Here is a 14,044-nt window from a genome sequence, read left to right as displayed (position 1 = left end):
TTTAGACGCCAGCATATTCCAAAATCGGATAGGACGCGCCCCAGACTTCGGGCGCGTCTTTTTTGATTTTGGCGGCCTCGCAATGGGTCAGATACGAGAGGGCGGCGCTGCGGTTGCCGCCATGTTGATCCAGCGCCTTTTGCCACAGCCGCAGGGTCGATTTCGGAGACCATGGCAGATCAGCCTCGGCCAGCCATTGACGCAGCTCTGAGGGAAGGCGGTCAAACTCGGCCATGGGCTGCGCTGGGCGTCGAGATTTTCTAAGACTGGTGCGAAGATTTCTGGCCATGGGTCACGGTGCGTTGATCGAAGCCGTATATGTAATGTCATAACATATCCGCGCAAGTGGAAATTGCTTTGCTTGACATTTCGCCACGGGACTCGCAAAGCAAAGCGCATGGAAAAGCCACGCAAAAAACCCTCTCGCCAACAGGTTTACACGCTTTTGGTTCAGGTCGGTCGCAAAGACGGCGACGGTCTGCCGGAAGAGGCGACCGGTGGTGCCCTGATGATTTACGCATCCGGCGTTGACGAAGCCGAAGCTGTGCGCGAGACCGTTGCGATCCTGAAGCAGGCAGATCTCGCGCCGCTTGATGTGACCGGCTATGGCACGCTGTCTGAGCGCGAAGCACAGGGGCACGATATTCACGACGACGAGCGTGCCCTGATGCAGCGGGCGTTGGATGAGAACTCAGTCGTGGTTGCGCAGATGACGCCGTTTTTCAATGGCGAGGAAAGCACCTCTGACGAGGTCGAGCACTAGGGGCGCTGCCCCTCGGCGACGGGCGTCGGGACGCCCACTGCCTTACCCCGGGATATTTCAGGCAAGAGAAAGACGGGCAGGGTTTGCCCTTTCTGTCAAAGCGCGCTACCCCATGTGCAAATCACATGAGGCTTCCTATGACCCAGATTGATCCAGCGAAACTGACCGCCGACCTCATTCGGTGCCCGTCTGTGACCCCAGAAGAAGGCGGCGCGTTGCAATTGCTTGGGGCGATGCTGGAAGAGGCTGGATTTTCCGTGCAGCGTGCCGATAAGGCCGAGGTCAGCAATCTGGTGGCGCGTTGGGGCGACAAGGCGCATCCCAAGACATTTGGATTTAACGGTCACACAGATGTGGTGCCGGTTGGGGATGAGGCGGCTTGGACAGTGGATCCTTTTGGGGCCGAAATCAAAGACGGTGTGCTTTATGGGCGCGGGGCGACCGATATGAAATCGGGCGTGGCCGCCTTTGTCGCCGCCGCGATTGATCTGGTGACAGAGACCCCACCGGATGGCGCGATCCTGATTACTGTGACTGGCGACGAAGAAGGGCCAGCGCTGCATGGCACAACGGCAATTCTGGAGCATATGGAGCAGGAAGGCGAGAAGATGTCGGTCTGTCTTGTGGGCGAGCCGACCTGTCCTGAAACCATGGGTGATATGATCAAGATTGGTCGCCGTGGGTCGATGACAGCCTGGTTTACCTTTCGCGGCAAACAGGGGCATTCGGCCTATCCGCATCGCGCCCGGAATCCTCTGCCGGCGATGGCAAAGCTGATGGACTTGATGGCCTCCCATCAACTGGACACAGGCACCGCGCATTTTGATGCGTCGACCGTTGCAGTCGTGACCATGGACACGGGCAATGCGGCCACCAATGTCATCCCCGCCGAATGTACGTCTGCTGTGAACATCCGTTTCAATGACGCACATAGCGGCGAAAGCCTGACGGAATGGATGCAGGACTTGGTGCAGCAGGTTACAGATGAGACCGGTATTGTCATCGAGATGGCTGTCAAAGTGTCGGGCGAGAGTTTTATCACCCCGCCGGGAGAGCTGTCTGATCTGGTCAGCCGCGCTGTTGTTGCGGAAACCGGCGTGACGCCAGAGCTGTCCACCACTGGTGGCACTTCGGACGCGAGGTTCATTAAGTCCCATTGCTCGGTGGTGGAATTTGGCCTTGTGGGCAAAACCATGCATCAGGTGGACGAAAATGTGCCGGTAGAGCAGATCCACCAGCTTAAGGCCGTCTATAGCCGCGTTCTGAAGGATTATTTTGCGTGAGCTTGCTGATTGAGCGGAGCGAGGATCTGTCCACGATCCTGGCTTTGCGCCACGAGGTCTTTGTGGTCGAGCAGAATGTGCCTCTCGCCGAAGAGCAAGACGGTCTGGACCCAGACGCGGTGCATTTTCTGGCCAGCATCGAGGGTGTTCCCGTTGGCACTTGCCGTATTCTGATCAAGGGCGACACGGGCAAAATCGGACGTATCTGCGTGGTGAAGCCGCATCGCGGCGGCGGCTGTGGCGCTAGCCTTGTACGCTCGGCGCTGGCCTTTCTGACCACGGTGCCTGACGTTCAGCGCGCAGTGCTGGGCTCGCAAGAGCATGCAATCGGATTTTACACGCGGCTTGGTTTCACGGCCTTCGGTCCCACCTATACGGATGCCGGCATTCCTCACCGCGATATGGAGCGCGCGATATGAGACCCACCCTTGTTGTCATGGTGAAAGAACCGCATCCCGGCCGTGTCAAAACCCGACTGGGGCGCGACATCGGTCTGACCGCTTCAGCCTGGTGGTTCCGTCATCAGGTGGCAGCGCTTTTGCGGCGCATCGAAGATCCGCGCTGGGACACGGTTTTGGCCGTCGCGCCGGATGTTGAGGGTCTGCAAAGCCGGGTCTGGCCTGCGCATTTTCCGCGTGTCCCGCAGGGCCGTGGCAATCTGGGGGACAGGATGGCGCGGGTGTTTCGCACCATGCCAAACGGCCCTGTCTGTATCATTGGGGCCGATATCCCCGGCGTGAACCGGGCCCGGATCGGTGCCGCGTTTCGCGCGCTGGGTGGGCATGATGCGGTGTTTGGACCCGCACCCGACGGCGGCTATTGGTTGGTTGGTCTGAAACGCCAGCGTCCTGTGCCGCCACGTCTGTTTGACGGGGTGCGCTGGTCTACAGAGACCGCGCTGGCTGATAGCGCCGCGACGATGAAGGGGCTGTCGATTGCCCGCGTGGCGACGCTTCAGGATGTTGATACGCTCGCGGATCTGGAGTCACTTTCTCGGTGACGCCCTGAGCCTGCCGTGATAGGCGGCAGATATGCAGATGCCGACAAAAGAGGAAGTCCTTGAGTGGATTTCCGACAATCCGACCCTCACCAGTAAACGCGACATTGCCAAAGCTTTTGGCATCAAAGGGGCTGCGCGGATTGATCTGAAGCGCCTGCTGCGCGAGTTGGAGGCCGAAGGGCATCTGCAAAAGCGCAACAAAACCTATCGCGACCGCGAAAAGCTTGCGCCGGTCAGTGTTCTGCAGATCTCTGACGTGGATGCGGATGGTGACCTGTTTGCGCGCCCGATGGAATGGCAGGGCGAGGGCGCGGAGCCGCGGGTGTTGATGGTTTTGAAGGCCAGTGATCCGGCACTTGGGCCGGGTGACCGGGTTCTGGCCCGTCTGAGCGAGGTGCAGGGCGAAGACTTTGCCTATGAAGCGCGCATGATCCGCCGGATCGGAACAAATCCGCGGCGTGTTCTGGGCGTGTTTCGCAAGACCTCGGAAGGGGGGCGGATCCTGCCCATCGACAAGGGCGATGACAAGCAATGGCAAGTGCCTGAAGGGGCTGTGAACGGGGCCAAGGACGGCGAGCTGGTCGAGGCTGAACAGGCGGGGCCGAAGTCGCGGATGGGGTTGCCTCGCGCACGTATTGTCAATCGTCTGGGTGATCCTACGGCCCCAAAGGCCGTGTCTTTGATCGCGATCCACCAGCATGGCATTCCCGATGATTTCCCTGACGAGGTGATCGCCGAGGCCGACGGCGCGAAACCCGCGGCATTGGGGGATCGCACCGATCTGCGCGACATGCCCTTGGTCACAATCGATCCGGCCGATGCGCGCGACCATGACGATGCGTGCTGGGCCGAGGCCGACGACGATCCTAAGAACCCGGGCGGCCATATCGTCTGGGTCGCAATTGCGGATGTCGCCCATTATGTCACGCCGGGCTCTGCCTTGGACCGCGAGGCCAAGAAACGCGGCAACTCAAGCTATTTCCCGGACCGCGTGGTGCCCATGCTGCCGGATCGTCTGTCAGGTGATCTGTGCTCGCTGCACGAGGGCGTGCCGCGTGCCTGCATGGCGGTGCGGATGAAGTTGGACGCGCGTGGTCACAAGATTTCGCATCGCTTCATGCGTGCTATGATGAAATCCGTGGCCTCGTTGAACTACGAAGAGGTTCAGGCCGCGCAAGATGGCAATCCCAACGCACGCTGTGCGGCCCTGATGGATGAGGTGATTGCCCCGCTTTATGCCGCCTATGAAGCCACCAAGATCGCGCGCGCCGAGCGTCAGCCGCTGGACCTTGATCTGCCCGAGCGCAAAGTGGTGCTCACCGAAGAGGGCGACGTGGCCTCGATCAATTTCCGGGATCGTCTGGATGCCCACCGGTTGATCGAAGAATTCATGATTCTGGCTAATGTCGCGGCGGCGGAGACCCTGATTTCACGCGGCGCGCCGCAGCTATTCCGGGTCCACGAAGAGCCTGCGCCGGAGAAACTGGACAGCCTGCGCGAGGTGGCGCGGGCCTCGGGGTTCAATCTGGCCAAGGGGCAAGTGCTGAAGACGGCGCATCTGAACCGGTTGTTGAACGAAGCGGCGGGGTCTGACGAGGCCGAGTTGATCAACATGTCGACACTTCGCTCGATGACACAGGCCTATTATTCGCCGCAGAACTTTGGCCATTTTGGACTGTCGCTGCAGTCCTATGCGCATTTCACTTCGCCCATCCGCCGGTATGCCGACCTGATCGTGCACCGTGCGCTGGTGATGTCTCATGGCTGGGGCGACGATGGTCTGGCGCCGCAGGACGTTGAAAACCTGGAAAAGACCGCCCAGCATATTTCTGAAACCGAGCGGCGCTCGATGCTGGCAGAGCGCGACACCACGGATCGCTATCTTGCGGCCTATCTAAGCGAGCGGTTGGGCAATGAATTCACCGGAAAGATTGCCGGGATTGCGAAGTTCGGGGTTTTTGTCAGGCTGGATGAAACCGGTGCGGATGGGTTGGTTCCGATGCGCGAGCTTGGGCGGGAGTATTTCAACTTCGACAAAGAGAGCAACACGCTGGTTGGATCTGATACGGGGCAGGTGATCCATCTGGGTCAACGGGTCGTCGTGCGTCTGGCCGAGGCGGCTCCGGTCACCGGTGGCGTGGTTCTGGATTTGCTCGAGATCGACGGGAAAAAACCAAGTCAGGGGCCAAAACGCGGACGTGGGCGCCCAGTGAAACGCAAATCCGGGGCGCATAAGAAACGTGCTGCAAAAACCGCGCGCAAGGTGTCGCGGAAGCGTCGTAGCTAGGGGCTTTGCCCCTCAGGAGCAGGCTTTTGCAAACCCTGCTCCTTTCACCCCAGAGTATTTGTGACAAGATGAAAGCCGCCGGTTTGGCAGGCGGGCGCGTGTTTGCCAAGGAGTTGCAGGCGTGATGTGTGCGGTATGCTCTTGCCAGAAACTGTCAGGGGAGCGCAGTATCAAGACGCTATGTCCAGAACCACACGACTCTTTCAATTGATGCAAGCTTTGCGCAGTTTGCCGAGCCCCGCGACCGCTCAGGGTTTGGCGGATGAAATGGGGGTGTCGATCCGAACCATCTATCGTGACATCGACAGTCTGCGTGGTCTGGGAGCGGTGATCGATGGTGAAGCGGGCTTTGGCTATACGTTGATTGAGGATGCGGCGCTGCCGCCTCTGGGGTTTGAGCCCGAAGAGCTGGAAGCGCTGGTGCTGGGTCTGCGCGAAGTCATGGTGGTCGGAGATCCGGCGCTGGCGCAGGCTGCCAATGCGGCGCTGGCCAAGTTGAAAGCGCGGTTGCCGTCGGCGCAGGCCAATCGCCTGCAGCACGCAGTTCTCAGCGCGCAAAGATGGGAGAGGCCACCAGAGCCCGGCATCGATGCCAGCGTGTTGCGCAAAGCTGTGTGGGATGAGCGGCGCATTCATTTTGCCTATAGCGATGTGGAGGGCGCGAAAACGCGCCGAGAGGTTGATCCGTTGAGTATCGTCTATATGCAGATGAGCTCTTGTCTGTTCGCGTGGTGTCATTTGCGTAAGGATTACAGGGTGTTCCGTCTGGATCGGATGCAGGATCTGGAGGTGACGGAGGCGTCGTTTCGTCCGAACCGCGTGCGTATGCTGCGCGAATATCAAGAGATCCTACGGCAGCAAGGCGCCGAGCATTAGAGCAGACAGATAGTTTTCTTTCGCCTTTCGCATATTCACGCTAGGTTGAGGGCAACAAGTCTCAGGTCAACCTGAACGAGGCGAGCAATGCGTAGCATGTGTCCGAGTCTGGCTGTCATAGCCGCTCTTTTGGCAACTCCGGTTCTGGCCGAAGCGCCTAAGACATCTTTGCGGCCAGTCGCCCGGGTTGATCTGAGCGACGTCACGCTGGCGTCTGCCGGTTTGCCAAGCATTTCAAAGCGTCCTGTATTGCGGCCACAGGTGGCACGCGTGTCTGTTGGGGATACCAAACAGATCAGCGAGCTGCGGTTTCAGGGGTGGATCAAACGGTTTAAGAACCGGGCGCGGCGCAATGGGATTTCGCAGGCCGTGCTGGATCGTGCCTTTGCCGGCGTGCGCTATAATGCCTATGTCATCGACAAGGATCGCAACCAGAACGAATTTACCAAGACGGTCTGGGACTATCTGGAGAGCGCTGCGTCCGACACGCGGATCAAGAATGGCAAAGCGGCCCTGCGGGATCACGCCCGTATTTTGGATGCGATAGAGCGCAAATATGGCGTGGAAAAAGAGGTCGTGGTCGCGGTCTGGGGGCTGGAAAGCGCCTATGGATCCCACAAGGGCGATATTCCTGTGATCGAGGCGTTGGCGACGCTTGCGTTTGACGGGCGGCGCGGCAAGTTTTTTGAGGCGCAGTTGGTGGCGGCGCTGGAAATTCTGCAAGAGGGGCACACCAGTCCGGCCAATATGAAGGGCAGCTGGGCGGGTGCGATGGGGCATACCCAGTTTATTCCCACCTCGTTTCAGTCCTTTGCCGTGGACTTCACCGGGGATGGGCGTCGCGATATCTGGGCTGACGATCCCTCTGATGCCTTGGCGTCTACGGCGGCTTATCTGAAGCAGTCGGGCTGGACCAAAGGGCAGCCTTGGGGGGTCGAGGTGCGGGTGCCTGCGTCGTTTGACTATCAGCTGGCCAACCGCAAAATTACCAAAGCCCCCAGTGAATGGGCCCGTTTGGGGGTCGTGGGAACAGATGGCAGGCCGGTGCGCAATTATGGCGAAGCCTCGGTGCTGTTGCCGGGTGGGCATCGTGGCGTTGCGTTGCTGGTATTTGACAACTTTGCTGCCATTGAAAAATACAACACAGCCGATGCCTATGTCATCGGGGTTGGCCATCTGAGCGACCGCATCACGGGAGGGTCAGCCTTTACATCCGGTTGGCCTTATGGCGACCGCGCGCTGACGTTTGAGGAACGCAAAGAGCTGCAGCGTCGTCTCAATCGCCGTGGTCATGGGGATCTGAAGGTGGATGGGTTGATTGGGCCGATCACCATCGACGCCGTGCGATCGTATCAGCTTGGACGCGGGTATGTGCCGGATGGCTATGCGTCGTTTAACCTGTTGAAAGGGATGCGGTAGCGCGGTCTAGGCTGACGCGTCTTTCAAAGCCGCGATCTCCGCCCGCAGGCCTGCTTCGTAGTCCGGCACGCCATTTTCGACATGCCATGCGCAATAAGCCGCCATTCGAAAATGGTAGGCCGGTGCGAGGGCACAATAGCGGTCTGCCTGCGATGGATATGCCGCGAGAAACTCTGATACCTCGGATGTGCTTAGGATGTCGCCGCGATAAAGGCTCTGCATGGCGGGGGACAGAAACATCGCAATGTCTTCGCAGGCGTCGCCTTGGGCTGGGCATTGCCAGTCAATCAGGTAAAGCCCCTTCGGATTTGTAATCAGGTTTCCGGGCACCATGTCGCAATGCAGAAGAACCGTATCTGATGTGGCTGGAACATGCGCCGTGGGACGCAGAGCTGCGAGCTGGGAGTTCGGCGCGCATTGGTTAAGAATGGCGTCCGCATGGGCCAGGATCTCTTGGCTGCCGTTTGCGATGGTGCGCAAACCTTTGGGAATTGGCTGTTGGTGCAGGGTTTGCATCATCGACGCGACGGGCGTGACATCCTTTCGCCAAGCATCGCCGGGGATTGCGTGATAGAGCGTGCAGCTGCCTTCGGGAGTCTCAAAATGGGCGACGAGTTCTGGCGCAAGGCGCAAGTCTGCCAGATGGGACAGCATAAGCGCTTCGGATTTCGCGTCATTGGGAAACAGCGGGTTGTCGTTGCTGGCGCGATAGAGTTTCAGCACAAGGCTGTCCGCCCCACGCGACACCTGCCACGCAGCATTCGTGCGCCCGCCAAACAGCGCCTCCCAGCGTCCGTCTTGCGACCAGGGCGCAAAGGCGGCAACGCGGGCGCGCAGCTCTTGAGAGGGAAGGGGCACGGTTTGGATCAAGGTGTGGTCCTGCTTAGGCCAGTGCGTGACATTGGCGACAGAACATCACAATGCCGCGCTGTGCTTGTGAAATTCCGCCAGTGCACGTGTCCAGACCGACCCGTCAAGGTCTGTAAGGGACTGAAGCGTCGGCAAAAGTTGTTCTGCATAATCCTGAGAGCTTTCCAAAGGCAGCAATGACGGCAGATTGTCGATCGCCATAATGTCCAGCGGCGGTGTGTCGTGAACGCGCAGGACCGGTGCGGCCCAGGATGTGGCGCGATCATAAAGCGGGATAGGGTTAAACGCGCTGTCAGGGTCACAGGCCACATCACCAATCACGGACAGGCGGCGCGGGGCACTTTTTGCGGCTTCAGGAACAAACACCGGCGTGCCATCGCGCGCAAGGATCGAGTTGACGAAGATGTCGTGCTCCAGAATTTCGTCAAATGGCCCGCCATGAGCGGTTTCGGCCATGTCCCATTCTCTGACGGTGCTGCCCAGCCCCGCCAAAAGGTCTGTTGCGCCGGTGCCGACTTGCCCTTTCGCGCCGATGACAATTGCAGTGGGGCGGGATGTGCCCAGTTTGGTCAAGCGCGCCGAAAGATCCGCCAGCAACGCGTCTTTGTTGGCATAGGCCGAGACCTCGTCGCAAACGCCGCCTGATTGCTGCGCGATCCACGCCATCAGGCTGACCGCCGCTCCCGCATATCCGGCCCAATAGCCAAAGGCCGCAACGCGCCTGCCATTTTCGTCGGTCAGGCTTTCAAGGTCATAAAGGCTGCCACCGCCGGCCTTGAACCGCTCTAACAAAACGCGCCCCGAGGCCTGTCCTTTGAAGGCATGACCAAACAGAATATGTCGATGGCGCAAGGGTGTGCCGTCTTCGGGCAGCTCTTTCAGACCAAAGACAATGGCGTCCAACGGCGCATTGGGCCAGCTGGCGAAGTCGGCAATTTCGCAGCCTGCGTCCGCATAGTCCTGTGTTGCAATGACCCGCGTGTCGCTGTGCTCGACGGTGACAGACATGCCCCGGTCAAGCAGGCTTTTGGCGCCGTCTGGTGTCAGTCCGACCCGTGTTTCGTTGTCGCGTTGCTCCGCGCGCAGCCAGATATGAGCCATTGCATCCTCTTTGCGTAGACAGCTTCGCGCCTACACTAGCTATGCGGTCTGCGGTGTATAGGGGGCGCGGTTTCGCAGGGCGAAAAATAAGCAAATCCCCGGTTTCGGCAGCAGCCGCCATTTCGACCCTTTCCGACGCGTCTGCTGCGTGGCAAAAGACTAGGGGACGGCAAGGAGACGCACTATGGGTGAACAGACGAAATTCGGCAAAGGCTGCCATCTGCATCTGATCGACGGCTCGGCCTTTATCTTTCGCGCTTATCACGCGTTGCCGCCGCTGACCCGCAAGTCTGACGGGTTGCCGATCGGCGCGGTCGCCGGGTTCTGCAACATGTTGCACCGCTATGTCGAGGGCAACACAGGCCCCGATGCGCCGACCCATGTGGCTGTGATTTTCGACCACTCCGGCAAGAGCTTTCGCAACGATCTGTATGATCTCTACAAAGCCAACCGTCCCCCAGCGCCCGAAGACCTGCGTCCGCAGTTTCCATTGACCCGCGATGCTACGCGCGCGTTCAACATTGCGTGCAAGGAAATCGAGGGCTTTGAGGCAGACGACATTATCGCAACTCTCGCCTGTCAGGCGCGCGATGCCGGTGGGCGTTGTACCATCATCAGCTCGGACAAAGATCTGATGCAGCTTGTCGGTGGTGGCGTCGAAATGCTGGATGCGATGAAAAACAAACGCATCGACCACGATGGTGTCATCGAGAAATTCGGGGTTGGCCCTGACCGCGTGGTCGATGTGCAGGCGCTTGCCGGTGACAGCGTCGATAACGTGCCGGGCGCGCCAGGGATTGGGATCAAGACAGCCGCCCTGCTGATCAACGAATTTGGCGATTTGGACAGCTTGCTGGACCGGGCCGAAGAGATCAAACAGCCAAAGCGCCGCCAAACCCTGATCGAAAAACGCGAACAGATCGAACTGTCGCGCAAGCTTGTGCAGCTTGACTGTGAGATGGACTTGGATTTCAGCCTTGAAAGCCTTGAGGTTCAAGATCCAGAGCCGGAAACGTTGATGACGTTCCTTGCGGATATGGAATTCCGCACTCTCACAAAACGCATTGCCGATCAATTGGGTGTCGAGCCTCCGGTGATCGCCGAAGCCGCGCCCGCCGAGGCAGAGGCCTCTGCGCCGGATGATCTGCCGTTTGACGTCGAGGCCTATAGCTGTGTGTCTGATGCGGCGGCGTTGAGTGAATGGGTCGCCAAAGCCCACAAACGCGGCTGGATCGCGGTGGATACCGAGACCACTGGTCTGAATGACATGCAGGTCGATCTGGTCGGGATTTCACTCTGTGTCGAGGCAGGCGACGCCTGTTACGTGCCTTTGGCGCATAAGAAAGGCGCAAGCGACGACCTGTTTGGCAGCGACGATCTGGCCGACGGGCAGATGGATTTGAACGCCGCGCTGGATATCCTGAAACCCCTACTCGAAGATCCTGCGGTCATCAAAATCTTCCAGAACGCGAAATACGACTGCAAGATTTTCAAACGTTATGGCGTGTCCGTTGCGCCGATTGATGACACGATGCTGATGTCTTACGCCATGAATGCAGGCGAGCATAACCATGGGATGGATGTGCTTAGCGAGCGTTACCTCAGCCACAATCCGATCTCGATCAAAACACTGCTGGGGACAGGTAAGTCCGCGATCACTTTTGATAAAGTTCCGGTCGATGACGCGGTGAAATATGCAGCCGAGGATGCAGATATCACGCTGCGCCTGTGGCAGAAGTTCAAGCCACAGCTTCACCAGAAACAGGTGACTACCGTTTATGAAACTCTGGAACGGCCGCTGGTTCCGGTGCTGTCTGAAATGGAGATGCACGGAGTTCTGGTCGACCGGGATACGCTAAGCCGGATGTCCAATTCCTTTGCCCAGAAGATGGCGGGCTTTGAGGCCGAGTTGCACGAGATGGCAGGCAAACCCTTTAACGTGCAAAGCCCGGCTCAGGTGGGGCAGATCCTGTTTGAAGACATGGCGCTTGAGGGTGGCAAAAAGACCAAAACCGGCCAATGGTCGACCCCTGCGGATGTGCTGGAAGATCTCGCCGCCACACATGATTTTCCGGCCCGCGTTCTGGATTACCGCCAACTTCAGAAGTTGAAATCGACCTATACGGATGCCCTGCAGGATCACGTTGATCCGGACACAGGCCGCGTTCACACATCCTATTCGCAAATCGGGGCCAACACCGGTCGGTTCTCGTCCAATGATCCGAACCTGCAGAATATTCCGGTGCGTTCTGAAGAAGGGCGACGCATCCGCGAGGCCTTTGTCGCGGCGCCGGGCAACAAGCTGATCAGCCTGGACTACAGCCAGATCGAATTGCGCATTCTGGCCCATATCGCGGGCATCGACACGCTGAAACAGGCGTTCCGCGACGGCCACGACATTCACGCGATGACGGCCTCCGAGATGTTTGACGTGCCACTAGAGGACATGACGCCTGATGTGCGGCGACAGGCCAAGGCGATCAACTTTGGGGTGATTTACGGCATCTCGGCCTTTGGTCTGGCCCGTAATCTGCGCATTCCGCGCAGCGACGCGCAGGACTTTATCAACCGCTATTTTGAACGGTTCCCGGGCATCCGAACCTATATGGATGACACTAAAGCTTTCGCCAAAGAGAACCTCTATGTGCAGACCCTCTTTGGTCGCAAAATCCACATGCCGCAGATCAACGCCAAAGGCCCGCACGCAGGCTTTGCCCAACGCGCCGCGATCAATGCGCCGATTCAGGGCACCGCTGCCGATATCATTCGACGCGCGATGATCCGAATGCCTGCGGCGATCAAAGATCTGCCCGCCAAGATGTTGTTGCAAGTGCACGATGAATTGATTTTCGAAGTCGCCGAAGACGCGGTGGATCAAACCATCGACGTGGCCCGCGACGTCATGCAGGGCGCGGCAGAGCCTGCGGTCAAGTTGGATGTGCCGCTGGTCGTAGACGCAGGGCGCGGAGACAACTGGGCCGAAGCGCACTAGGCGCACAAACCAGGCTAGCCGCGTCGCCCGCCCGCCTATGCGGGCCGCGGCCTGAAAACGACCTTTGGTCGAAAACAGAACAGACGGTCCCCCTTGCTCAGGCCAGAGTCGCCCAGCCTGAACAAGGGAGATTCGCGTGGCCGTCGCCCATCACCATCACGAAATCAGCTCGGATTTGCTCTTGCGCGGAAACGCGCTGGGGTTGTCCTCGATGCTGGTCTGGTCGCTGTCTTTTCCAGCCGCGGATCTGCTTTTGCGGACGTGGGATCCGATGGCGCTGACGCTGGTTCGGTTTGCGCTGTCGATTGTGTTTCTTATTCCGGTCTGGATCATGGTTGATGGCTGGCGGACTGTGCGAAATGCGCCCTGGCTGCGCGGTATCCTGATCGGTGGCCCGACGTTTGGCCTTGCGCCCTATCTGTTGCTGGTGTCTCAGGATCTGACGTCGGCGATCACCGCTGCGATCCTTGCTTCGACCCTGCCAATCGTCAGTACGCTGGTCGAGGTCGTGACCGGCCAACGCCGTCTGCGCACGACTTTTGTTGTTGGTCTGGGGCTGTCCGTTGTCGGCGCGATCGTCGCAACCGGTCAGATAGAGGCGGTGTCCCTGAGTTGGGGTGCCCTGGCAATGCTGGGGTCTGTGACGCTTTTTGCTTTAGGCAGCTATTGGTCGGTGCGCCATTTCCCCGAGGTGACGCCGCTGGGTCATGCAGCCCTGCCGCTGGTGGGCGGCTTGATTGTGACGGCCGTGATTTATGGTGGCATGGTTGCGTTCGGGCTGGACGTCATTCCGCGTCACACCATTGGCGCGACAGAATGGATCTGGATCGTGATTTATGCCTGCGCCGGGTTGGCGATATCGCAACTGCTATGGGTGGCCGCGGTCGGGCAAATCGGCGTGGCGCTTGCGTCTTTCCATATCAACGCAACGCCGTTTTATGTGATGATTTTCATGCTCTTCGCCGGTGCCGCTTGGGATTGGTATGCCGCATTCGGTGCTGCAATCGTAATCAGCGGAGTGCTGGTCGCACAACTGCGCCGGCGTCCCAGATCGCAGGTCGTGCACCCAACCGACTAAAGCGCGTCGGCGGGGACCATCGCAAAAAACGTGCCCGCTGACATCACGCCAAACATGGCCGTGCCGTCCACGTCTTGTTCCGTGCCACAATCGATCAGGCGATAAAAGCTCTTGCGATCCAGCCGCGCCTCTAGCCCTGCGCGCACCATGACATAGACCGAGGGTTCCTGAGTGTCGGGATCGCTCGTGAAGCGGATCGGGTGGCTTGCATCTGCCGTCACCACATCGTCCACATGTGTCGTAAATACCACCGCCTGCGTATCGCCAGCGCCAAAGACGTCCAGGTCAACTGCCACAAACGGCGCGTCCTCGACAGTCAGCCCAACCTTTTCAACTGGGGTGACCAGAAAATATGCGTCGCCTTCTTTCTTGAGG

The 14,044-nt window shown here is 59.1% G+C and carries 12 protein-coding genes and 1 pseudogene; 9 read left to right on the top strand and 4 right to left on the bottom strand.

Annotated elements, in window-relative coordinates:
- Position 1: 1 nt before the first annotated feature.
- The gene (locus ACEQWH_RS04770) at positions 2-289 is read right to left on the bottom strand and encodes a DUF6525 family protein (RefSeq protein WP_370228571.1); all 288 of its coding nucleotides are present in this window, start codon (positions 287-289) and stop codon (positions 2-4) included.
- 108 nt (positions 290-397) lie between these two features.
- Between ACEQWH_RS04770 and ACEQWH_RS04765 the strand changes: the two genes are divergently transcribed.
- From ACEQWH_RS04765 to ACEQWH_RS04735, 7 genes are all read left to right on the top strand, one after another.
- Positions 398-763, top strand: a complete 366-nt coding sequence (locus tag ACEQWH_RS04765; RefSeq protein WP_370228570.1) for a hypothetical protein — start codon at positions 398-400, stop codon at positions 761-763.
- 137 nt (positions 764-900) lie between these two features.
- On the top strand, positions 901-2,046 hold the full coding sequence (dapE, locus tag ACEQWH_RS04760) for a succinyl-diaminopimelate desuccinylase (protein WP_370228569.1): 1,146 nt from the start codon (positions 901-903) through the stop codon (positions 2,044-2,046).
- Positions 2,043-2,465, top strand: coding sequence for a GNAT family N-acetyltransferase (locus ACEQWH_RS04755; protein ID WP_370228568.1), 423 nt, complete (start codon positions 2,043-2,045; stop codon positions 2,463-2,465). The genes dapE and ACEQWH_RS04755 overlap by 4 nt, the downstream gene beginning before the upstream one ends.
- The gene (locus ACEQWH_RS04750) at positions 2,462-3,046 is read left to right on the top strand and encodes a TIGR04282 family arsenosugar biosynthesis glycosyltransferase (protein ID WP_370228567.1); all 585 of its coding nucleotides are present in this window, start codon (positions 2,462-2,464) and stop codon (positions 3,044-3,046) included. Before ACEQWH_RS04755 ends, ACEQWH_RS04750 begins: the two co-directional genes overlap by 4 nt.
- A gap of 31 nt (positions 3,047-3,077) precedes the next feature.
- Positions 3,078-5,333: a ribonuclease R gene (rnr, locus tag ACEQWH_RS04745; RefSeq protein WP_370228566.1), complete on the top strand. Its 2,256-nt coding sequence runs from the start codon at positions 3,078-3,080 to the stop codon at positions 5,331-5,333.
- Positions 5,334-5,513: 180 nt separating this feature from the next.
- Positions 5,514-6,209, top strand: coding sequence for a helix-turn-helix transcriptional regulator (locus ACEQWH_RS04740; protein ID WP_370228565.1), 696 nt, complete (start codon positions 5,514-5,516; stop codon positions 6,207-6,209).
- 87 nt (positions 6,210-6,296) lie between these two features.
- Positions 6,297-7,628 (top strand): lytic murein transglycosylase, encoded by a 1,332-nt coding sequence (locus ACEQWH_RS04735; protein WP_370228564.1) that lies wholly within the window; start codon positions 6,297-6,299, stop codon positions 7,626-7,628.
- A 6-nt stretch (positions 7,629-7,634) separates the two neighbouring features.
- Here the strand turns inward: ACEQWH_RS04735 and ACEQWH_RS04730 are convergent, their stop codons facing one another.
- Entirely contained in the window at positions 7,635-8,498 is an 864-nt protein-coding gene (locus ACEQWH_RS04730; RefSeq protein ID WP_370228563.1) for a phosphotransferase, read from the bottom strand.
- 45 nt (positions 8,499-8,543) lie between these two features.
- Positions 8,544-9,599 (bottom strand): saccharopine dehydrogenase, encoded by a 1,056-nt coding sequence (locus ACEQWH_RS04725; protein WP_370228562.1) that lies wholly within the window; start codon positions 9,597-9,599, stop codon positions 8,544-8,546.
- 184 nt (positions 9,600-9,783) lie between these two features.
- Here ACEQWH_RS04725 and polA point away from each other — a divergent pair, with 184 nt between their 5' ends.
- Positions 9,784-12,591: a DNA polymerase I gene (polA, locus tag ACEQWH_RS04720; RefSeq protein ID WP_370228561.1), complete on the top strand. Its 2,808-nt coding sequence runs from the start codon at positions 9,784-9,786 to the stop codon at positions 12,589-12,591.
- 136 nt (positions 12,592-12,727) lie between these two features.
- Complete coding sequence (locus tag ACEQWH_RS04715) at positions 12,728-13,669, top strand: DMT family transporter (protein ID WP_370228560.1); 942 nt, start codon at positions 12,728-12,730, stop codon at positions 13,667-13,669.
- On the opposite strand, the pseudogene ACEQWH_RS04710 reads toward ACEQWH_RS04715, so the two are convergent.
- Positions 13,666-14,044, bottom strand: a pseudogene (locus tag ACEQWH_RS04710) (DUF1285 domain-containing protein); the annotation flags it as partial. The gene ACEQWH_RS04715 and the pseudogene ACEQWH_RS04710 sit on opposite strands and share 4 nt — an antisense overlap.

This window comes from Cognatishimia sp. (genome assembly GCF_964229375.1).
In the GTDB taxonomy this organism is placed as follows: Bacteria; Pseudomonadota; Alphaproteobacteria; order Rhodobacterales; family Rhodobacteraceae; genus Cognatishimia.
The sequence above is the reverse complement of the archived record's forward strand: the minus strand, read 5'-3'. Positions and strand labels throughout refer to the sequence as shown.